This window comes from Candidatus Thiothrix sulfatifontis (assembly GCA_022828425.1).
In the GTDB taxonomy this organism is placed as follows: Bacteria; Pseudomonadota; Gammaproteobacteria; order Thiotrichales; family Thiotrichaceae; genus Thiothrix; species Thiothrix sulfatifontis.
This window is the reverse complement of record CP094685.1, coordinates 3,076,794-3,098,082: the sequence shown is the minus strand read 5'-3', so window position 1 is coordinate 3,098,082 and position 21,289 is coordinate 3,076,794. Positions and strand designations below refer to the sequence as shown.

Sequence of the window (21,289 nt, the reverse complement as noted above, 5' to 3'; positions counted from 1 at the left end):
GCGCCTGTTACGTTAAGAAAAACGCTGCCACCACCCGCCTTGCTTCAGACAATAAGACGTTGTAAGTGCGGCAGGCTGCGGCGGTTGTCATGATTTCAAAACCTACCCCGTGTTGTACCAAGGCTTTCCAGATTGCGGGGGATGGAAATTGTTGGGTTTGCCCGGTACCAATCAAAATAACTTCGGCACCCATTGCAAACAACGGCTCCAAATGCGCCGGTTGCAAATCTTGGATGGCTTGGGGCTGCCAATCGCTGATCAAGGTTTGTGAGCCGATCAAAAAACTGCTACTCAGGGCATTCTGATTGACGGCTACCCACGTGTCACCGTAGCCTGTAATGTGATAATGAGCGCTATTCAATTCTTCGCTGAACTTCATTTAGCTTACCTTAGCCTTTATCTGTAATTGACAGCCTGCATGGTGAATTGTAATGTGACTGGCTTAGCGATGGCCCCAGTGATGGGTTGTTTTCTCCCAGGACAAAGAACCGTGCAGGACGATTTTCAAAGAATAAACCGGCTTCCCATTTACGTTTTCAAGATAACTGATGCGCTCAAACGGGAAGCACGCGCCAATGGCGAAGACATTATTGACTTCGGGATGGGTAATCCCGATCAGCCGACGCCTAAACACATTGTAGACAAACTGGTAGAAGCAGCGCAACGTGGCGATACTCACCGCTATTCCATGTCGCGGGGTATTCCCCGGCTGCGCAAAGCGATCAGCAACTGGTACAAGCGCAAGTTTGACGTGGACATTGACCCGGAAACCGAAGCGATTGTCACCATTGGCTCAAAAGAAGGCTTGGCACATTTGGCACTGGCAACCTTGAGCCGTGGCGATACTGTACTCGTACCGAACCCTGCTTACCCGATTCACCCGTATGGCAGTATCATTGCCGATGCCGATATTCGCCATGTACCGTTGGTGGAAGGCAAGGATTTCTTTGTCGAGTTGGAAGCGGCGATCAAAAACTCGTGGCCTAAGCCCAAGATGTTGATCATCAACTTCCCCGGCAACCCAACCGGGCAGTGCGTGGAACTCGACTTTTTCGAGCGCGTGATCAAAGTTGCCAAAGAGCACGATGTCTGGGTTATCCACGACATTGCTTACGGTGAAATTTGCTTTGACGGCTATCAAGCGCCATCAATCCTGCAAGTGCCGGGGGCGAAAGACATTGCGGTGGAATTCTATTCGCTGTCCAAAACCTACAATATGCCGGGCTGGAGGGTAGGTTTTATGTGCGGTAATCCCGTGCTGGTGAAAGCCTTGGAGCGGATTAAATCGTATTTGGACTACGGTATGTTCGCGCCGATTCAAATTGCTGCGATTGCCGCATTGGATGGCCCGCAAGATTGCGTCAAGGAAATCAGCGCCATGTACGAAAGCCGCCGTAATGTGTTGTGCGACGGTTTAAATGCAGCGGGTTGGGCAGTTGAACGCCCCAAAGCCAGCATGTTTTTGTGGGCAAAAATCCCTGAACATTACGCTGCCATGGGTTCATTGGAATTCGCCAAAAAACTGTTAAAAGATGCGCAGGTCGCGGTATCGCCGGGGATTGGTTTCGGTGAATACGGTGACGATCACGTGCGTTTCAGCTTGATTGAAAACGAACACCGTACCCGTCAGGCGATTCGCAATATCAAACAAATGTTTCGTAAAGATCAAGGTTTAAAGGAGTGAGCATGGATCCCGTCAAGGTTGGCCTGCTAGGGCTGGGGACTGTCGGTGGCGGTACTGCCATCGTGTTGAAGCGTAACGCGGAAGAAATTGCGCGGCGTGCTGGGCGTGGCATTGTGATTGATTATGCTGCCAATCTTGACCTCAGTCGTGCGGAAGAATTGGGCTTGGGGAATGTGCGTCTAACGCAGGACGCCTTCGATGTGGTCAATGACCCAGACATCCAGATTGTGGTGGAACTGATCGGCGGTTATACCCTGGCGCGTGATTTGGTGTTGCAGGCGATTAACAATGGCAAGCATGTCGTTACCGCAAACAAGGCGTTGATTGCGTTGCATGGCAATGAAATTTTTGCGGCAGCGCAAGCCAATGGCGTGATGGTCGCGTTTGAAGCAGCGGTGGCGGGCGGCATTCCGGTCATTAAAGCGATCCGCGAAGGGTTGTCGGCTAACCGCATTGAGTGGCTGGCGGGTATTATCAACGGCACGGGCAATTTCATTCTCACCGAAATGCGTGATAAAGGTCGGGCATTTGCGGATGTGTTGGCGGAAGCGCAAGCACTCGGTTACGCCGAAGCTGACCCAACCTTTGATGTGGAAGGCATTGATGCCGGTCACAAGTTGACGATTTTGTCGTCGATTGCGTTTGGTATCCCGCTGCAATTTAAGCAAACGTACACCGAAGGCATTACCAAAATCAGTGCTGAAGATGTAACCTATGCGACTGAGCTGGGCTATCGCATCAAACATTTAGGCATTGCACGGCGTACTGCGGCGGGCATTGAGCAACGGGTTCACCCCACGCTGATTCCTGAGCGGCGGTTGATTGCCAATGTCGATGGTGTGATGAATGCGGTATTGGTGAAAGGCGATGCGGTTGGCGCGACCTTGTATTACGGCGCAGGTGCGGGTGCAGAGCCAACGGCTTCCGCCGTGATTGCGGATTTGGTGGATGTTACTCGTGCGCTGACGGCTGACCCGGAAAACCGCGTGCCGCATTTGGCATTCCAACCGTCACAGCTTGCGGATACTGCCATTTTGCCGATTGAGGAAGTGGAAACGGCCTTTTATTTGCGCATGTGTGCCTTAGATCGCCCCGGTGTCTTGGCGGATGTGACGCGCATTCTCGGTGATCGTCAAATCAGCATTGAGGCTTTCATTCAGAAAGAGCCGACCAGCGGTGTGGATAAAGTCGACATTATCATGCTGACCCAGCGCGTGCGCGAAGGCAATATGAACGCGGCGCTTGCGGCGATTGAAGCACTGGATACCATTTGCAGCAGCGTTACGCGCATTCGTGTCGAGACCTTGGGCTAATAACATGAAATACATTTCGACTCGCGGGCAAGCGCCTGCGCAATCTTTCAGTGAAATCCTGCTGGGCGGGCTTGCGCCTGATGGCGGTTTGTATTTGCCGGAAACCTACCCGCATTTCAGCGCTGACGATTTGACGCAGATGCGCGGCATGAATTACCGCGAACTGGCGTTTGCGGTGCTGTCGCGCTTTGCGACGGACATTCCAGCGGCTGATTTGAAGGCGATTATTGACAAAACTTACACTGCTGAAGTGTATTGCAATGTGCGTGACGGCGAAAATGCGGCAGACATTACGCCATTGCACACGCTCGAACCGGATTTGCACCTGCTGTGCTTGTCAAATGGCCCGACGATTGCGTTTAAAGACATGGCGATGCAATTGCTCGGTAATTTGTTTGAATACGTGCTGGCAAAAGCGGGGCAGGGCATCAATATTCTGGGGGCGACTTCTGGCGATACCGGGTCGTCGGCGGAATATGCCATGCGCGGCAAACACGGGGTGAACGTGTTCATGCTGTCGCCGCATGGCAAGATGAGCCGTTTCCAGACCGCGCAAATGTTCAGCCTGCAAGATGAAAATATCTTCAATATCGCGGTGAATGGCGTGTTTGACGATTGTCAGGATATTGTGAAAGCCGTTTCCAATGATCATGCATTCAAGGCGGCGAATAAAATTGGCGCGGTTAATTCGATCAACTGGGGGCGAGTAGCGGCACAGATTGTGTACTACTTCAAAGGTTACTTTGCGGCGACGGATTCCAATGATCAGCAAGTGAGCTTTGCGGTGCCGTCGGGGAATTTCGGGAATGTGTGCGCGGGGCATGTGGCGCGGATGATGGGTTTGCCGATCAAGCATTTGATTGTGGCAACCAATGAAAACGATGTGCTGGATGAGTTTTTCCGCACAGGCGTGTACCGTCCGCGTGGGGCGGCGAACACCTACCACACCAGTAGCCCGTCGATGGATATTTCCAAAGCGTCGAATTTTGAGCGTTTCGTGTTCGATTTGGTCGGGCGTGATGGCGACAAAGTACGCGGTTTGTGGAACGAAGTGGATAACGGCGGCGCGTTTGATTTGAATGCGGATGGTGTGTTTGCACAAGTGCCTGCGTTTGGCTTCCAGTCGGGGGTAAGTTCGCATACGCACCGGATGCATACCATTCGCTATGCATTTGAAACGTATGGCGTAATGATCGACACGCATACCGCTGATGGTTTGAAAGTGGCGTTGGAGCAGCGTGAAGCCGGTGTTCCCATGTTGGTATTGGAAACAGCGTTGCCTGCGAAATTTGAAGAGTCGATTCAAGAAGCGTTGGGATGTGACCCTGTGCGTCCGGCGAGTATGAACGATTTGGAAAGCTTGCCGCAGCATTTTGTGGTGATGGACGCGGATGTTGACGCGATCAAGCAGTTTATTGTGATGAAAACGGCGTAATCTGCTGACAATATGGCAAATTTTAGTACGCATATTAGCGTGGCAGCGGCGGGGGCGGGCTTATTGTCTGTCCTCTGCTTGCAGGTGGGCTTAGCCGAGCCGCGTGAAGCCTTAATGTTGGCGCTATTGGGAACCATCGGCGGTATCCTGCCGGATATTGATTTGCAACACGCTTACCCTAGCCGAATTATGTTTTCCTTGTTTGCGATCCTTGCCGCCTTTATGGTGGTATTTTCCAGTGAAAACAATTTGTCGATTGTGGAATTGTGGGGCGTGGGCTTGATCACTTTTGGGTTAATTCGCTTTCCGATTTGGACGGTATTCCATGAATACACCACGCACCGTGGGTCGATTCATTCCTTGGTAGCGGCACTGTTGTTTACGTTTCTGATGACAGCCTTTGCGCACCATGTGATGGGCGAAACGCCGTTTGTCGCATGGTTGTTTGGCTTATTTGTGTTTTTAGGGTTTGTGCTGCATTTGGTGCTGGATGAATTGTATAGCGTGGATTTCATGAATCACCGCATTAAACGTTCTTTCGGCACGGCGTTAAAAATACTCGACTGGAAAAAACGCGAAAAATCCACCGCGCTGGTGATTGCCACTATTTTGGCATGGGCAGTGGCGCCGGATTCCCATGCGTTTTGGGATACCTTGCTGAGCGCGGATACTTACCGGATTATTGGATCGCGTTTGTTACCGTAGGCGCAGCGGCGTAATAATGATCTCGGAATGAGCGGAAGGGGTAATCCTGCAACAGTTTATTGAGTTTCCCCGGAATGCTGCCGCGTCGGGCAAATTGGTGGACTGCCATTTTCAGCGGAATCTTGACCTGTTGCGACACTTCACGGTGTTCGTGGGTATCCAATTCGTAAGGGTGCATGTAGAAAATACTGGTGGCGTGATTCAAATCACGCGCCAGCCAGCGTGACAGCCAATAAGGGTAAATGCGGAAATAACCACCGCCCATCACCGGCAAATTCTTGCCCAACACGCGGCTGACACTCATGGGGTAACAATCCAGCCCGCGTGCCGCAATGCGTTGCAAAATGCCGTCATCGCTAAAGCCATAACAACTGCGCACCGTGGCTAACATAATGGATGAATCGTAAATAATCCCTTGTTCCCGCAATGCATCGCAATACCAGTCGAGAATATCATCGCGTACCGAAAAGGTGGGGGCGCGAAAACCAATGACTTTGGTGCCGCTAATGCCTTCCAGCAAACCGACCGAACGTTGCATTTCGGCGCGAAATTGGGCTTCAGTCAGGTTGTAAATCATGCGGTGAGTGTGCGAATGGCTGGCGAGTTCGTGACCGGCTTGCGCGATGCTGCGGATCAATTGCGGGAATTTTTCCGCCACCATGCCTTGGATGAAGAACGTGCCGGTGACGTTGTGTGCATCCAAAATATCCAGTAAGCGGCTGGTATTGCGTACCACGCGGTTGGAGACGGCGCGGTCAAAATCGTAAACGGATTGTTGCCAATCTTCGATGTCAGCGGTGAAGATCATGGGGTTTGCTCACAACTTAGGTAGATTTTGCTGAGAATGTCGAGGATGCGGGTTTCGGAAAAATGCTTGCAGGCGTGTTCGCGCGCGGCTTTGCCCATTTGTTGGCGTTGTTCGGGGTGTTGGATGCACCAGAGCATGTGATCGGCAAGCGCTTTCGGGGAATCAATGGGGGTTTTGAAGCCGGTTTGCTGATCAAGAATGGCTTCGCGGCTGCCTTTGACATCGGTGCAAATGACGGGTTTGCCGGATGCCATCGGTTCAATTAAGGCGCGGGGAATGCCTTCGGCAAATGAGGTCAGCACCCCGACATCAATGCTTTGGTAAAACGCAGGCATGTCATTGCGGTATGGCATGATTTCGATCAGGTCACTCAGCCCTTTTCGTTGGATGCTGGCTTGTATGTCGGCTTGTAAATGCCCTTGACCGATAAGTTTGATGTTGAAATCACGGGTTTGTTTTGCCAGTAATTCGGTAGCATCCAGTAATAAGGCATGGTTTTTAATGGGTTCAAAGCGTGCCACCATGCCAAATGTCGTGATGTTGGTAGGGGCAGTAGAATGCGGTTTAAATTTGTTTAGGTCGATGCCATTGCCGAGAAATACCATTTGTGATGCGTCGAGCAAGCGGTGCTCACGCGCCAATTCCATGTCTTCACGCAATTGGAATAGCGAATAACGCACGGTTTTTTTCAGCAGTTTTTCGATCAGCAGATAGGCTTTGCGTGCCAGTGGGCTGGTATTTTCGGCAATGCTGTAACCGTGGCTTTGGTAAATCCAGACGGTTTTATGGTCAAACAAGGCGAGAAAACGCCCGACTAAGCCCGGTATGCCAAAATGCAGGTGTACGGCATGATAACCGCCTTGGCGAATGGCACGGCGTAGATTCCAGGCTGAGCGTGCCAATTGCAGTGGGTTTAGGCTCCGGTGCAGAGTTGCTACCACCACATTCATGCCCTGGGCTTGCATCAGGGCGACTTCGGGGCCGTCACTGCACAGCACATCGACTTGCAGCTCGCCCGCATGACGTTGGTTAAGTGCCTGAGCGCGATGAAACACCAGCGCATAGGCGGAACTGCTGACAGTGCAAACTTCCAGAATTTTCAGCGGGTTAGTTTTCATGGTGTGCTCAGTAAAATTTGTGGAGCAGGGCGCGGGATAAGCCATCCATCACGATTTCCGGCGTATTACGGATTAGCCAAGAGGCGGCATCTTGTACTTTAGAATGTGTGGCTGACGGTTGCGGCGTGGGTATTTTGTAGTAGTAAATTTTGTGGCTACGGTTGGCGAGTTTGAGCTTGAATTGGTGCGGGTTGCTGCCTGCGGAAGAGCGCCCTAGGTTGTAAGTGGTGCGCCCGCTTGCGCCGCAGTATTCAACCATTTGCCAAAGCATGGCGAGGAATACATTGTGTTTTTTGTAGTCGGTGTGAATGCCTGACCAAGCGCCATACACTTCGGTTTGGCTCACGAAATTGACGGATGATACCACTGGAATGCCATCAATATAGCCTATAAAAATTGCCAGGTGTTGGGGGCATTGCTGCATTAAGTTGGTGAAAAATGCTTTGGGGTGCGGCAAACTGCCAAGGTTGTGCAGACTCATGCGGTACAATTGGTAAAATTCATCCAATAATTGCGGATTCACGCCTACGACTGAGGTAAACCCCATTTTCAAAGGGCGACGAATGTTTTTGCGGGTATTACTGGATAGCTTCTGCCAGATAGCTTCGACTGACGTTTGAATGTCGAGATTCAGTTCGACTTTATCGGCTGTATCCGTCAAGCAGGGAATGTGTTGCGCGGTGCGTATTTCCAGCGTGTTAATGCGCGTAGTGGCAAGTTCTTGTGCCAACGTTGCAATCATCACACCATAATTGTCGGGTGTTGTGTTGGGGATTATGCCGGTTTTATCGAAACCTGCGCCCAAAATCAGCGTTTGTTTGCCGAGCCAAGTCGCACGTAGAAACGCTGGAATGATCCATTCATGTTCAACCGTCGTGAGTTGCACTTGCACGGGCTGCAACCGAAACTCGCGTGCCAGAATTGCGCGAAAGGCGGGATCGAGAAAAACCCCTCCATTCGTAACTGTTGGCGTAAGTGGCAGGTCTGGCGTAATCGTTATGCTCATCTTCCAAACGGCTTTGTTTTTATGATTACCTATTTGTATGACGTTGGGGAAGGTCATGCCAGTCTGAGCAGATTAACGGAGCAACTTTGTTGGGCGGGCGGTCATTCGTCTGGTGCTATGCCCGCTTATCCAGAAAATGCCCGCGAATGCAGGCTAAACTTTGCGGTATGGGCGATGCTGTCGGACAATGAATGACATACTAACAATTATCTCCAGCAGAGAACCATGCTAACTGTCAACGCTAACCGTGCTTCGAGTCCGTCTCACCCTGTCAGTGCGTCAGTGCCGTACATTGCGATGCCTACTAATGGGATTGTCGCCCATACGTTGACACTGGAAGATGTCTGGCGGCGTTTGTTGCGGCAAAAATGGACGTTACTGCTCACCGCTTTAGCTGTTTTACTGCTGACGGCTTATTTCACTTGGACAGCGACCCCTTCTTACCGTGCCGGTGCGACAATCCAGATTGAGAAAGAAGGGGTGCAAGTTGTTAATTTTGGGACAGTGACAAGTGCATCGCCGGACATGGGTGAGCAAGATCCTTTTTTCCGTACCCAATACGAGCAGTTGAAAAGTCGTAAGTTGGCAGAGCGTGTCATTGCTGATCTGGATTTGCGCACCCGTTTGTTTGAGCGCCCTGCAAAATTTAGTCTGCTGACGTCTATTAAAGTGATTATCCAAGGCTTTATTGGGAGTTTCCTGTCTGCTAAGCAAACCGCTGCGGGTAGTAACAAGACGGCTGATTACGCCGCGCAATTTGTTGAAAAGCTTTATGTCGAGCCGATTGAAAAGACGCATTTGGTCAAAGTATTTTACGAAAGCCCTGAGCCGGTATTATCAGCGGACATTGTGAATGCGCTGATTAATGCTTTCATCAAGGAAAATATCAGTTCTCAAAGCGAAACAGACACTTACGCCAAGGAATTTCTGGAACAGGAATTAGACAAATCCCGGCAGCGCTTGACCTTGCAAGAGGGCAAACTGATTGAATACGCCAAGCAAAATGGCATTCTGGAAGTGAATAACAGCCAGTCGAGTCAGGAACGTCAACTCGATGAGCTGTATTCGGCGCTAGGTGCTGCGGAACGCACCCGTATTCAAGCCGAAAGCCAGATGATTCAAGGCCGCAAGCATGGCAATGTGCGTGAAGTGCTGAATAATCCGGTGGTGGAAGGCATTAAGCAAAACCTGAATACCTTGGAAGCGGAATACCAAGAAAAGCTTAAATTATTCAAACCCGCGTTCCCGGATATGCAGCGTTTGCAACAACAGATTCAGGAAGTGCGTAGCCAATTGCAACAAGAAGTTGGCGGGTTGAAACAGTCGTTGCAAGCCGAATACGCGGCGGCAAAAAATCTGGAAGATGATTTGCGTAGCCAATTAGACGCTTATAAAAGCGAGCTGGTGGATTTGCGTGACCGCAGCATTGAGTACAACGCGTTGAAACGCGAAGTTGAAACTAGTCGGGATTTGTACGACGGTTTGTTACAGCGCATGAAGGAGGTCAATGTTGCCTCTAATGTAACCAGCAGTAATATTCGGGTAGTGGATGCGGCGGCTCCCGATAACGAGGTGTTTCGCCCTAAAAAAGCGTTGAACCTGATTATCGGCAGCTTAGTGGGGCTGATGTTGGGGGTGGGTGCGGCGCTATTGCGCGAAACCCTGAGTCAGAGCGTAGCTTCGGTGAGCGAATTGCAGACGCTAAGTGGTTTGCCGGTATTGGGAACGATTCCGCATGTGCGGCATTTATCCGAAAGCAATTTAGCGTTGGCGACAGTGCGGGATGCAGGATCGTTGTTAGCAGAATCGTATCGGGTAATGACCGCAAATTTGCGGTTTGTACTGCCCGGTGGGGTTGCGCCGCGTGTCACCCTGATTACCAGCGTGAATCCGGCAGAAGGTAAATCAACATCGGCAGTGAATATTGCCACGAGCCAAGCGCAACAGGGCTTGAAGGTGTTGCTGATTGATGCGGATTTGCGCCGCCCATCGGTGCATGTCAAATTGGGTTTGCCACATGCCAGAGGTTTGAGCAATTACCTGAATGGTGAGGTCGATATTGCCAGTGTGACGCACCCTTCCCGCGAGCTTAAAGGTTTGTACCTGATTTTGGCGGGTACATTGATGACGGATCCGGTGCGGCTGGTGTCCAGCCCAGCGATGGCGCAATTGCTGAATCTGGCGACTAAGCATTTCGACAGTGTGATTATTGACGGCCCGCCAACGGCAGGTTTTGCGGATGCACTCTATTTGTCGTCAATGGCAGAAGCGACGGTGATTGTTGCCGATGAAGACCGCATTAACCGCAAACGCTTGCTGACGGTCATTGAGCAGTTACGGCGCGTGAGACAAAACGTGGTCGGGTTTTTAATGGTGAAATCGCAAGAAGAAGCGCTGGACTCGCGCTATTATGACCGTTACCACACGGTTCATCCCAACAAGGCTGACGTCAAGGCGACGAAAAGTAAGCGCAAGGGTTTGAATCTTGCTCCGATTTAGCGCTGCCTTATCCAAAAAAACGCCCCATTATTGGGGCGCTTTTTAGTCATGTGAAACGTCGGCTTTGAACTTACGGTAAGTAAGTTTTACCCATCAAAAACCGATCACATTCCCGCGCGGCTTCGCGACCTTCGTTGATCGCCCACACCACCAGACTTTGCCCACGGCGCATATCGCCCGCCGCAAACACGCCCGGCAGGTTGGTGGTGTATTTGCCGTAATCGGCTTTGACATTACCGCGTGGGTCAGTGTCCAGCGTCAGTGCATCCACCAGTGTTTTTTCCGGCCCGGTAAAGCCCATTGCCAGCAATACCAATTGCGCGGGCAATACTTCTTCGGTGCCTTCGACTTCGATCAAATTCATGCGTCCGCCAGCACCCTGTTCCCAGCGCACCCCAACCGTATGAATTTCTTTCACATGACCGTTTTCATCACCGACCAGTTTCTTGGTGGAAATTAGGTAATCACGCGGATCACGCCCAAACACCGCAGCCGCTTCTTCCTGACCGTAATCGATTTTATGCACACGCGGCCATTCCGGCCAAGGGTTGTCCGCTGCACGCGCATCCGGTGCACGCGGCATGATTTCCAATTGCGTAACCGATTTGCAGCCATGCCGTACCGACGTACCCACGCAATCGGTGCCAGTATCACCGCCGCCAATCACGATCACATCCAAGCCTTGTGCTGAAATATACTGACCATCCGCCAAGCCCGAATCCAGCAAGCTTTTGGTATTCGCGGTGAGGAAATCCATCGCAAAATGCACACCCTTGAGGTGACGCCCTTCCACCGGCAGATCACGCGGCTGAGTAGCACCCGCGCACAACACTACCGCATCAAAGTCACTGCGCAACTGTTCAGCAGAAATGTCTTTGCCCACGTCCACGCCCGTGACGAAATTCACGCCTTCGGCAGCCATCAGGTCAACGCGCCGTTGCACGATGTCCTGTTTATCGAGCTTCATATTGGGGATGCCGTACATCAGCAAGCCACCAGTGCGATCCGCGCGTTCGTAAACGGTGACGCTGTGACCGGCTTTGTTCAACTGATCCGCACACGCTAACCCCGCAGGGCCAGAACCAACCACGGCAATGGTTTTACCCGTGCGTTCTGTTGGCGGTTCAGCCTTAACCCAACCTTCCTCGAATGCTTTGTCGATGATCGACACTTCGTTCAATTTGATGGTCACAGGTAGTTCATTGATACCCAGTGTACAAGAACCTTCGCACGGCGCTGGGCAAACTCGCCCGGTAAATTCCGGGAAGTTATTGGTCATGCGCAGGCGTTCGTAGGCTTCTTTCCACAAGCCGCGAAAGATCATGTCATTCCATTCAGGAATCAAATTGTGAACCGGGCAGCCGCTCGCGCCACCGGGCAACATTTTGCCGGTTTGACAAAACGGAATGCCGCATTCCATGCAACGCGCCCCTTGCTCGCGGCTTTCCGCTTCACGACCGAAATGCAAATGCATTTCACGCCAGTCTTTAATGCGTTCCAACGGGGCGCGGTCGGCTGGCAGCTCGCGCTGGTATTCCATGAAACCAGTAGGTTTACCCATGATTGTTACCTTTAATCCTTAATTGCCACTGACACGCGAAGCGTCGCTATTATTGGCGATGAAAGCAGCCATCAAGGCTTCTTCACCGGAAAGCCCTTGGGCTTCAAACGATTTGACCGCTTCTAACATGCGTTGGTAGTCGTTTGGCATGATGCGCACGAAATCGGCTGAATAGTTATTCCAATTCGCCAAAATCAGACTACCGCGCGTGCTACCAGTATACAGCACATGCTTTTCGATCATCGCTTTGACTTCGGCTTTTTCATCGGCATCACTCAGGGGGCTGTAGGAGACCATTTCAGTATTGCCGCTGATGGCGAGAATGCCGCTAGGGTCATACACATAAGCCACGCCGCCAGACATGCCCGCGCCGAAGTTACGCCCGACTTTGCCCAACACCACCACGCGCCCGCCGGTCATGTATTCGCAACCGTGGTCGCCCGTGCCTTCAACGACCACGCGCACCCCGGAATTGCGCACACAGAAACGTTCGCCTGCGACCCCGCGCACATAAGCTTCGCCGTCACTTGCGCCAAAGAATGCCACGTTGCCGGTTAAAATATTGTCTTCGGCAGCAAATTGCGCATCTTTACGCGGATAAACAATGATCTTACCGCCCGACAACCCTTTGCCAATGTAGTCGTTGGAATCGCCTTCGAGTTCCAGCGTCATGCCCTTGGGTAGGAATGCACCGAAACTTTGCCCGGCTGAGCCGTTAAATTTCAAGCGAATCGTGTCTTCTGGTAAGCCTGCTGCGCCGTACTTGCGAGTGACTTCCGAGCCGGTGATCGTGCCGACCACGCGGTCAATGTTCTTAATCGCAAATTCGGCGGTAACAGGTGTGCCGTGCGCAATCGCGGGTTGGCAGACGCTAAGAATTTCACGTTCATCCAAGGATTGCGCAATGCCATGGTCTTGTGCACGCAAACACCGGATGCCGTCGCATTCTTCCAGTTCGGGTGTGTGCAGCAATTTGCTCAAATCAACCATGCTGGCTTTCCAGTGACCTTCCGCCGTGCCTTGGCGCAGTTTGTCGACTCGCCCGACCATTTCATCAATGGTGCGGAAGCCGAGTTTTGCCATATATTCGCGCAACTCTTCAGCGATAAACATCAGCAAATTCACCACGTATTGCGGGTCGCCTGCGTACTTTTTGCGTAACTCTGGGTTTTGCGTCGCAATCCCAACCGGGCAGGTGTCCTGATGGCAAACGCGCATCATCACGCAGCCCAGCGCCACCAATGGTAGCGTCGCGAAACCGTATTCTTCCGCACCCAACAGCGCAGCAATCGCGACGTCACGCCCGGTCATCAACTTGCCATCGGTTTCCAGACGCACCCGACTCCGCAGGTTATTGAGCAACAGGGTTTGGTGCGTTTCTGCCAGCCCCAATTCCCACGGCAAACCGGCGTGTTGGACGCTGGTTTTTGGGGAAGCGCCCGTGCCACCGTCATAACCGGAAATCAGGATGACATCCGCTTTGCCTTTGGCAACACCGGCGGCAATCGTGCCAACCCCGACTTCGGAAACCAACTTGACGTTAATTCGCGCGCGTTTATTGGCATTTTTCAGGTCATGAATAAGCTGCGCCAAATCTTCAATCGAGTAAATGTCGTGGTGCGGCGGCGGTGAAATCAAGCCGACCCCCGGCGTGGTACCGCGCACTCGTGCAATAATCGGATACACTTTTTTGCCCGGTAATTGCCCACCTTCACCCGGTTTTGCGCCTTGCGCCAGTTTGATCTGGATTTCCTGCGCATTGTTCAGGTAATGGCTGGTAACACCGAAGCGCCCTGAGGCCACTTGCTTAATGGCACTGTTGCGCGAATCGCCGTTCGGGTCGGGAATGAAACGTGCCGAATCTTCGCCGCCTTCGCCGGAATTGGAGCGTGCGCCCAAGCGGTTCATGGCAATTGCCAAGGCTTCGTGCGCTTCCGGGCTGATGGAACCGAAAGACATTGCGCCGGATTTGAAGCGCTTCACAATGGTTTGTGCCGATTCGACTTCGTTCAGCGGAATGGCTTGGTCAGCAAAGTTGAATTCTAGCAAGTTACGCAAGTTGAATTTAACATCGGCGTCTTCGTGCAACAGTTTGCTGTATTGCTTGTACAAACCGTAATCGCCCAGCCGCACGGCTTTTTGCAGGGTGTAAATGGTTGTCGGGTTGTATTGATGCTCTTCTTCCTCATTCCGCCATTGGAACACGTTACCGGCACGCAACGAACGTTGTTCCGCGTCGTGGTGATCGTAAGCGGTTTGATGACGAATCAAAGCTTCTTTCGCGATAATGGCTAAATCAATACCACCGATACGCGATGCTGTTGCGGTGAAATATTTGTCGATGACCGCTTTGCTAATCCCCAGCGCCTCAAAGATTTGCGCCCCACGGTAAGATTGAATCGTGGAAATACCGATTTTGGACATGACCTTGATCACGCCTTTGGTGGCGGCTTTGATGTACTTCTGTACAGCGTAATCGTGCTGAATACCGGGCAATAAACCTTCGCGAATCAAATCACCGATCGACTCAAACGCGACGTAAGGGTTGATCGCTTGCACGCCATAACCCAGCAGTGTGCAGAAATGATGCACTTCACGCGGTTCACCGGATTCGAGAATCAGGCTCACACGGGTACGGCAACCGTTACGAATCAAATGATGATGCAAGCCCGCGACTGCCAAGAGTGACGGAATTGGTGCATTATCCGCATCCGCCAAGCGGTCGGAGAGCACGATTAAATTTGCGCCGTCATTAATGGCGTTATCGGCCGCAGTGAACAGGTGTTCCAATGCGGCTTCCAGTGCATTTTTGCCATCGGCAGCGTGGAACATAATCGGCAGGGTGACGCACTTGAAACCTTCACGGTTAATGTGCGTCAGTTTCGCCAGTTCAGCGTTGTCCAAAATCGGGGTTTTTAGCAGAATTTGCTGGCAACTTGCTGCTGTAGGCGCCGTAATATCGCCCTCGGAACCCAACGTGGTGTAAGACGAGGTAACGATTTCTTCGCGAATTGAGTCAATCGGCGGGTTGGTCACTTGCGCAAACAACTGCTTGAAGTAGTTAAACAGCGGTTGTGCTTGGTTGGATAACACCGCAATTGGTGAGTCGATACCCATCGCACCCAGCGGGTCGATGCCGTCACGCGCCATCGGCACAATGACTTTGCGCACGTCTTCGTAGGTGTAGCCGAACATTTTCTGGCGTTGTACCAGCGTTTCGTGTTCTGGCAGGGCACTTTGTGGCGCAGCCGGTAGGTCTTGCAGTTCGACCAAATTGCTTGCCAGCCAGTCTTGATACGGCTTAGCGGTGGCGATTTGCTGCTTGATTTCTTCGTCAGCAATAATGCGGCCTTGCGCGGTGTCGACCAGTAACATACGCCCCGGTTGCAGGCGTTGCTTGGAGATAATCGTGCTTTGGTCAAGATCATCCAATACCCCGACTTCGGAGGCGAGGATAATCATGTCGTCATTGGTGACGTAGTAACGCGAGGGGCGCAAACCGTTACGATCCAGCGTTGCGCCAACCAGTGTGCCATCGGTGAAACCCATTGCCGCAGGGCCATCCCACGGTTCCATCAGGCAACTGTGGTATTCGTAAAAGGCTTTCTTTTCCGCGCTCATGCTTTCGTGGTTCGACCACGGTTCAGGAACCATCATCATCATTGCATGGGGCAAGGAATAGCCTGACAAATACATGAATTCCAATGTGTTATCAAACATCGCGGAGTCACTGCCGTGAGGATTGACGACTGGAAATAGCTTTTCAACATCGGTATTGAAGACAGTGGTTTTAATCACGCCTTGCCGTGCATTCATCCAGTTGACGTTACCGCGCATGGTGTTGATTTCACCGTTGTGAATCAGGTAGCGGTTGGGGTGAGCACGTTCCCAGCTTGGGAAAGTGTTGGTGGAAAAGCGTGAATGCACCATCGCAATCGCCGTTTCCATGCGCGGGTTGGTTAAATCGCGGTAGAACTGCCCAACCTGTTCGGTGGTCAACATGCCTTTGTAAACAAGGGTGCGTGACGACAGGCTAGGGAAATAAACGTGTCCTGCGACTTCTGGGGTATCGACGCTGTTTTGTGTGCGTTTGCGAATCACGTAGAGCTTGCGTTCAAAGTCGATACCTTCCGCGATGTCAGCGGATTTGGCAACAAATACCATGCGAATAAAAGGCATGGCTTTGAGCGCGGTTTTGCCAATCGGGGTCGGATTGGTGGGAACATCACGCCAGCCGAGCAGGGTTTGACCTTCTTCTTCGACGATGCGGGCGAAGATAGCGGCAACCTCAGCGCGTGCATCGGCATCTTGTGGCAGGAACACCATGCCAGTCGCATAATGACCGGGTGCGGGCAGTTTAATGTTGAGTGATTTGCACTCAGCGGCAAGGAATTCATGTGGAAGCTGGAGCAGGATACCTGCGCCATCGCCGGTATTTTCCTCGCAGCCGCACGCGCCACGGTGTTCCATGTGGGTTAATACTTTTAATGCCTGTTGGACGATTTGATGCGACTTAACACCTTTCAGGTGAGCCACAAAGCCCATGCCACATGCATCGTGTTCAAAGCCAGGGTCGTAAAGACCTTGCGATGGGGGTAGTTCAGTGTATCTCATCGTATTCTCAGGCGATAAAAGGGTAAGTATTATGTACCAAAATGCCAGTTTAGGGCTAGAATTTTGGTGCGTTTTTGTCGACACGCCCAGAAAGCGGTATCTTATTTAGCGTATACTACGCTACCAGCACAACGGAGCAAGATCGCACACAGCTTATGAGTAAAGCAGGTCGCATCCCAAAAGAGTTTATTGACCAACTGTTAGCTCGCGTCGACATTATCGACGTGATCGGTGGGCGGGTGCCATTAAAAAAGGCAGGGCGCGAATATACCGCGTGTTGCCCGTTTCATAATGAAAAAACGCCTTCTTTCACGGTGAGTCCGACGAAACAGTTCTACCATTGTTTTGGTTGCGGGGTACACGGTTCGGCCATTACTTTTTTAATGGAATACGAACATCTTGAATATCCAGAGGCAATTGAGGCGTTAGCTCGCACCATTGGCGTGCCTGTTCCCCGTGAAGGTGCAGAAGATGCCCCAAAACGCCCGCGTAAAGACAAAAACTTGTATACCTTGCTGGAAGAGGCGGCGGCATGGTTTCAAGCACAATTGCCGCAAAACCCTGATGCGCTTGGGTATTTGCAGCGGCGGGGCTTGAGCAAAGACGTAACCAAACGCTTTGGTTTGGGGTTTGCGCCGCCGCACAGTTCGCTGGGGCGTGAATTGGCGCGTTACGGGGACGATAAGTTAGTCGCCAGCGGCATGGCGATTCGCCACGAAACCGGGCGGGTGTATGACCGTTTTCGGGAACGCATTATGTTTCCGATTCGGGATCGACGCGGGCGCGTGATCGGTTTTGGCGGGCGGGTGATTGGCGATGGTTCACCCAAGTACCTGAATTCACCCGAAACCGAGGTTTTCCACAAAGGTGCTGAGCTTTACGGCTTGTTTGAAGCGCGTAACGATACCCGCAAGCTAGAACGTCTGTTAGTGGTCGAAGGCTACATGGATGTGATTGCCCTCGCGCAATACGGCATTACCTATGCGGTCGCAACGCTGGGAACCGCCACCACGCCGGAACACATCCGCCAATTATTGCGTCTGGTGCCAGAAGTGGTGTTTTGCTTTGACGGCGACCGTGCGGGGCGGGATGCGGCCTGGAGAGCCTTGGAAAATGCTTTACCAGAGTTGCGCGATGACAAGGAAATCCGCTTTTTGTTTTTGCCGCAAGGCGAAGACCCCGATACGCAAATCCGTCAAATGGGTAAAGCAGCGTTTGAGGCGGGCTTCGACACGGCACTCACGCTCAGCGCTTATTTACTGGCAGTGCTGAAAGAGCGCTTCAATTTGAGTACCAAGGAAGGCAAGTCGCGCTTGTTAAATGACGGGGTGAAATTACTCGTGACCATGCCGGTTATTTTGCTGCGCGAGCAAATTCTCGGAGAATTGTCTACACTTACCAACACGCCTTTGGAGCTGGTGCGCCGTCACCTGAAAAAAAGTTCAACGGGTGATGCGCCACTCGCCTATAATCAAACGCGCTTGGGCGACCAAGACGTGCGGCGCACCCCTATCCGGCACGCGATTGCGCTGTTATTGCATCACCCGGCATTGGTGGAAATTGCTGGCAGTTCTGAACAGATTCTTGGCTATGACCTGCCCGGTACCGCATTGCTGGCAGCTATCATTGAAAACATCGAGGAGAACCCCCATATACATTTGGCGGGTTTGCTAGAACGCTTTCGCCAGACCGAACACGAGGCTGTTATCCAACGCCTCACCAATTGGCGACCCGAAACGGACGATGAAACCGTTATACGGCGTGAATTTGCCGACTGTCTGCAACAAATCAGGCGGCAGGTGCGTCAAAACCAGCTTGAAGCTTTGTTGCATCGGGGTCAAACCCACGCCTTGAGCGAGCAAGAGCGCAGTGATTTAGCTTATTTACTGCTCCAAGACTACAAAAGTCCGGGGCGTGAGTGAGCGCATAGGGTTGCATTTTAGAAAAATGTGATATAGTTATTGACCTTTTTTCCAGAGAGTTTTAGGGCATGAGTCAAGAAGAGCAGCAGCAGTCCAGCTTGAAAGAGTTAATTGCCAAAGGTAAGGAGCAGGGCTACCTCACCTATGCTGAGGTCAACGACCACCTTCCCGATACCATCGTTGACCCGGAGCAGATTGAAGATATTGTTGCGATGATCAACGATATGGGTATAACGGTGTATGAACATGCCCCGGATGCCGATTCCCTGTTGCTAAACGATGAAGCGGTGCAGGCCGACGATGAAGCCGCAGAAGAAGCCGCTGCCGCCTTAGCCAATGTGGATGGCGATTTCGGGCGCACCACTGACCCGGTGCGCATGTACATGCGTGAAATGGGGACGGTGGAGCTGTTGACCCGTGAAGGCGAAATCCAGATTGCGATTCGCATTGAAGAGGGTTTAAACGAAATTTTGCGAGCATTGGCGCAATACCCAGCGTCGACAGAAGTGTTGTTGGAAAAAGCCAGCTTGATTGATTCCGAAGAAATTCGTTTAACCGACATCATTAACGGTTTTGTGAACCCGGATGAAGATCTAACAGCGTTTCAGGTTGCCGTGCCGGAAGAGTTAGAAGAAGCCGCTATTGCGGAAGAAGAGGCGGTAGCGGTCGTCGAAGAAGAAGATGACGAAGACGCGGCTGATCCGGTCGATACCGGCCCTGATCCTGAAGAAGCGCGGATTAAGTTTGCTGAACTGCGCGAATTGTACGAAGCGTCCAAAACAGCTTGCGCCAGCAATAACCAAGCGGCTTACACAGCGGCGCGTGAGGCGGTGGCACTCAAATTCATGGAATTCCGTTTAGCGCAACCGATCATCGAACAGTTGACGGTGCAGTTAAATGAAATCGTGGATCAGATTCGCCAAAATGAACGCCACATTATGAAATTGTGCGTCCAAAAAGGCGGCATGGCGCGTCAGGATTTCATCGACAGTTTCCCGCAAAATGAAACCGATTTGACTTGGTTAGACCGTTATTGTGTCGATAAACGCGGCGACCATACCCGTTTGAAGAGCTTCTTGCCAAAAATTCACGAAGCCCAGCAAGAATTATTAGTCATTCAACGCGACTGTAATTTATCCATTTCGCAAATCAAAGACATTAACCGCAGCATGTCAGTCGGTGAAGCCAAGGCGCGACGGGCGAAAAAAGAAATGGTCGAAGCCAACCTGCGTTTGGTGATTTCCATTGCGAAGAAGTACACCAACCGTGGTTTGCAATTCCTTGATTTGATTCAGGAAGGTAATATCGGTTTGATGAAAGCGGTGGACAAGTTTGAATACCGCCGTGGTTACAAGTTCTCGACTTATGCCACTTGGTGGATACGTCAGGCGATTACCCGTTCGATTGCGGATCAGGCACGCACTATCCGCATTCCGGTACATATGATCGAAACCATCAACAAGCTTAACCGCATTTCGCGCAAACTGTTGCAGGAAAAAGGTCGCGAGGCCACGCCGGAAGAATTGGCTGAAGCAATGGATATGCCGGAAGATAAAATTCGTAAAGTGCTGAAAATTGCCAAAGAGCCGATTTCGATGGAAACGCCGATCGGTGACGATGAAGATTCGCACTTGGGTGACTTTATCGAAGATGGCAATATTTTGTCACCTATTGAGTCTGCGACCACATCCAGTTTGTCGGAAGTCACTCGCGATGTTTTGTCCAGTTTGACTTCCCGCGAAGCTAAAGTGTTGCGGATGCGTTTTGGTATCGACATGAACACCGACCATACGCTGGAAGAAGTGGGCAAGCAGTTTGACGTAACCCGTGAACGTATCCGTCAGATTGAAGCCAAAGCCTTGCGCAAGTTGCGTCATCCGAGCCGTTCGGATATGCTTCGCAGCTTCTTAGAATACGAGCCGGGTGTCTTACCGACAAACTGAGCGTAGCGCTTTTAGGGCCTATGGCGCAATGGTTAGCGCAGAGGACTCATAATCCTTTGGTTCTAGGTTCGAGTCCTAGTAGGCCCACCAATTTTATCAAGGTGTTGCGTTGTTTTGCCGCCCGATGATTCCCCACCGTTTTGGTCGGGGTCATGATAGGGTCATCCCTGCGATTTTTGCCGGGACAAGTCGCAAGGGATTAGCACCCTACCCTATGGTCAAAAAAAAGCCGCATCAGATGACACGGCTTTGCTGATCAGGTTTTGATGCGCCCTAGAGTATGGCGATGAACCATGCAACCCCTGCTAGTAACATTCCGATAATGAACTGCCAAAAATCATCACCAACGTTACAAAAACCCTCCTCAAATTTCTTTGCTTTTGGGAATATCAACCCAGCGGATACGGTAAACATAACGACTTGAACAAAACCTATGCTCTCACCTAAATTGTTTATCTCTTGCCAAGAGGCAAACTGTATTAGTTGCTCAGGTTTTATCAGCCACGCCACCATTAATAAAATGAGAATGGCATAAACCGCCCGTGCCCATTGCTTCCAGTCTTGATACAAAATAGTTACCTCACTGACAGATTAATAAAAATGCTAATACAAAAAAGCCGAGAATAATCCCGGCTCTTTGATGGTCACTAATGCGGGTCAGGTGCTACCCTGCCCGCTTGA

The 21,289-nt window shown here is 51.6% G+C and carries 14 protein-coding genes and 1 tRNA gene; 8 read left to right on the top strand and 7 right to left on the bottom strand.

The annotated features are described in order from the left end of the window. Window positions 1-7: 7 nt before the first annotated feature. Window positions 8-379, bottom strand: coding sequence for an Mth938-like domain-containing protein (locus L3K52_15455; GenBank protein UOG91574.1), 372 nt, complete (start codon window positions 377-379; stop codon window positions 8-10). A 111-nt stretch (window positions 380-490) separates the two neighbouring features. On the opposite strand from L3K52_15455, the gene alaC reads away from it, so the two are divergent. Genes alaC through L3K52_15435 form a run of 4 tightly spaced genes read left to right on the top strand, consistent with a single transcriptional unit; the run spans window position 491 to window position 5,137 of the window. Beyond that, window positions 491-1,684, top strand: coding sequence for an alanine transaminase (alaC, locus tag L3K52_15450; protein UOG91573.1), 1,194 nt, complete (start codon window positions 491-493; stop codon window positions 1,682-1,684). A 2-nt stretch (window positions 1,685-1,686) separates the two neighbouring features. Beyond that, complete coding sequence (locus tag L3K52_15445) at window positions 1,687-2,997, top strand: homoserine dehydrogenase (GenBank protein UOG91572.1); 1,311 nt, start codon at window positions 1,687-1,689, stop codon at window positions 2,995-2,997. A 4-nt stretch (window positions 2,998-3,001) separates the two neighbouring features. Beyond that, entirely contained in the window at window positions 3,002-4,432 is a 1,431-nt protein-coding gene (gene thrC, locus L3K52_15440) for a threonine synthase (GenBank protein ID UOG91571.1), read from the top strand. A gap of 12 nt (window positions 4,433-4,444) precedes the next feature. Continuing rightward, window positions 4,445-5,137, top strand: a complete 693-nt coding sequence (locus L3K52_15435) for a metal-dependent hydrolase (protein ID UOG91570.1) — start codon at window positions 4,445-4,447, stop codon at window positions 5,135-5,137. Here L3K52_15435 and L3K52_15430 read toward each other — a convergent pair. From L3K52_15430 to L3K52_15420, 3 genes are read right to left on the bottom strand one after another with little or no spacing between them, the layout of a single operon-like run. Further along, window positions 5,112-5,945 (bottom strand): polysaccharide deacetylase family protein, encoded by an 834-nt coding sequence (locus L3K52_15430; GenBank protein ID UOG91569.1) that lies wholly within the window; start codon window positions 5,943-5,945, stop codon window positions 5,112-5,114. The genes L3K52_15435 and L3K52_15430 overlap by 26 nt on opposite strands. After that, window positions 5,942-7,063 carry a glycosyltransferase family 4 protein gene (locus L3K52_15425; GenBank protein UOG91568.1) on the bottom strand — a complete coding sequence of 374 codons (1,122 nt, stop codon included), beginning with the start codon at window positions 7,061-7,063 and terminating at the stop codon, window positions 5,942-5,944. The genes L3K52_15430 and L3K52_15425 overlap by 4 nt, the downstream gene beginning before the upstream one ends. A 7-nt stretch (window positions 7,064-7,070) precedes the next feature. Continuing rightward, window positions 7,071-8,069, bottom strand: a complete 999-nt coding sequence (locus L3K52_15420) for a GNAT family N-acetyltransferase (protein UOG91567.1) — start codon at window positions 8,067-8,069, stop codon at window positions 7,071-7,073. A 225-nt stretch (window positions 8,070-8,294) separates the two neighbouring features. On the opposite strand from L3K52_15420, the gene L3K52_15415 reads away from it, so the two are divergent. Beyond that, the gene (locus L3K52_15415; protein UOG91566.1) at window positions 8,295-10,568 is read left to right on the top strand and encodes a polysaccharide biosynthesis tyrosine autokinase; all 2,274 of its coding nucleotides are present in this window, start codon (window positions 8,295-8,297) and stop codon (window positions 10,566-10,568) included. Window positions 10,569-10,638: 70 nt separating this feature from the next. Here L3K52_15415 and L3K52_15410 read toward each other — a convergent pair whose 3' ends face one another. Together L3K52_15410 and gltB are read right to left on the bottom strand one after the other, a co-directional pair. Continuing rightward, complete coding sequence (locus tag L3K52_15410) at window positions 10,639-12,129, bottom strand: glutamate synthase subunit beta (protein UOG91565.1); 1,491 nt, start codon at window positions 12,127-12,129, stop codon at window positions 10,639-10,641. Between the two features lie 18 nt (window positions 12,130-12,147). Beyond that, window positions 12,148-16,743 (bottom strand): glutamate synthase large subunit, encoded by a 4,596-nt coding sequence (gene gltB / locus L3K52_15405; protein UOG91564.1) that lies wholly within the window; start codon window positions 16,741-16,743, stop codon window positions 12,148-12,150. A gap of 155 nt (window positions 16,744-16,898) precedes the next feature. Between gltB and dnaG the strand changes: the two genes are divergently transcribed. The 3 genes from dnaG (at window position 16,899) to L3K52_15390 (ending at window position 20,698) form a co-directional block, all read left to right on the top strand. After that, a complete protein-coding gene (gene dnaG / locus L3K52_15400; protein ID UOG91563.1) occupies window positions 16,899-18,665 on the top strand; it encodes a DNA primase in 1,767 nt (588 codons plus the stop codon). A 68-nt stretch (window positions 18,666-18,733) separates the two neighbouring features. Further along, entirely contained in the window at window positions 18,734-20,608 is a 1,875-nt protein-coding gene (gene rpoD, locus L3K52_15395; GenBank protein UOG91562.1) for an RNA polymerase sigma factor RpoD, read from the top strand. 14 nt (window positions 20,609-20,622) lie between these two features. Continuing rightward, a tRNA-Ile gene (locus L3K52_15390) sits at window positions 20,623-20,698 on the top strand. Window positions 20,699-20,881: 183 nt separating this feature from the next. Here L3K52_15390 and L3K52_15385 read toward each other — a convergent pair. Further along, window positions 20,882-21,178 carry a hypothetical protein gene (locus tag L3K52_15385; GenBank protein UOG91561.1) on the bottom strand — a complete coding sequence of 99 codons (297 nt, stop codon included), beginning with the start codon at window positions 21,176-21,178 and terminating at the stop codon, window positions 20,882-20,884. Window positions 21,179-21,289: the final 111 nt, after the last annotated feature.

Coding starts and splice junctions, on each gene's coding strand:
- thrC (UOG91571.1), top strand. CDS start 3,002: ATGAAATACATTTCGACTCGCGGGCAAGCGCCTGCGCAATCTTTCAGT.
- L3K52_15445 (UOG91572.1), top strand. CDS start 1,687: ATGGATCCCGTCAAGGTTGGCCTGCTAGGGCTGGGGACTGTCGGTGGC.
- dnaG (UOG91563.1), top strand. CDS start 16,899: ATGAGTAAAGCAGGTCGCATCCCAAAAGAGTTTATTGACCAACTGTTA.
- L3K52_15430 (UOG91569.1), bottom strand. CDS start 5,945: ATGATCTTCACCGCTGACATCGAAGATTGGCAACAATCCGTTTACGAT.
- gltB (UOG91564.1), bottom strand. CDS start 16,743: ATGAGATACACTGAACTACCCCCATCGCAAGGTCTTTACGACCCTGGC.
- L3K52_15455 (UOG91574.1), bottom strand. CDS start 379: ATGAAGTTCAGCGAAGAATTGAATAGCGCTCATTATCACATTACAGGC.
- rpoD (UOG91562.1), top strand. CDS start 18,734: ATGAGTCAAGAAGAGCAGCAGCAGTCCAGCTTGAAAGAGTTAATTGCC.
- L3K52_15410 (UOG91565.1), bottom strand. CDS start 12,129: ATGGGTAAACCTACTGGTTTCATGGAATACCAGCGCGAGCTGCCAGCC.
- L3K52_15435 (UOG91570.1), top strand. CDS start 4,445: ATGGCAAATTTTAGTACGCATATTAGCGTGGCAGCGGCGGGGGCGGGC.
- L3K52_15420 (UOG91567.1), bottom strand. CDS start 8,069: ATGAGCATAACGATTACGCCAGACCTGCCACTTACGCCAACAGTTACG.
- L3K52_15415 (UOG91566.1), top strand. CDS start 8,295: ATGCTAACTGTCAACGCTAACCGTGCTTCGAGTCCGTCTCACCCTGTC.
- L3K52_15425 (UOG91568.1), bottom strand. CDS start 7,063: ATGAAAACTAACCCGCTGAAAATTCTGGAAGTTTGCACTGTCAGCAGT.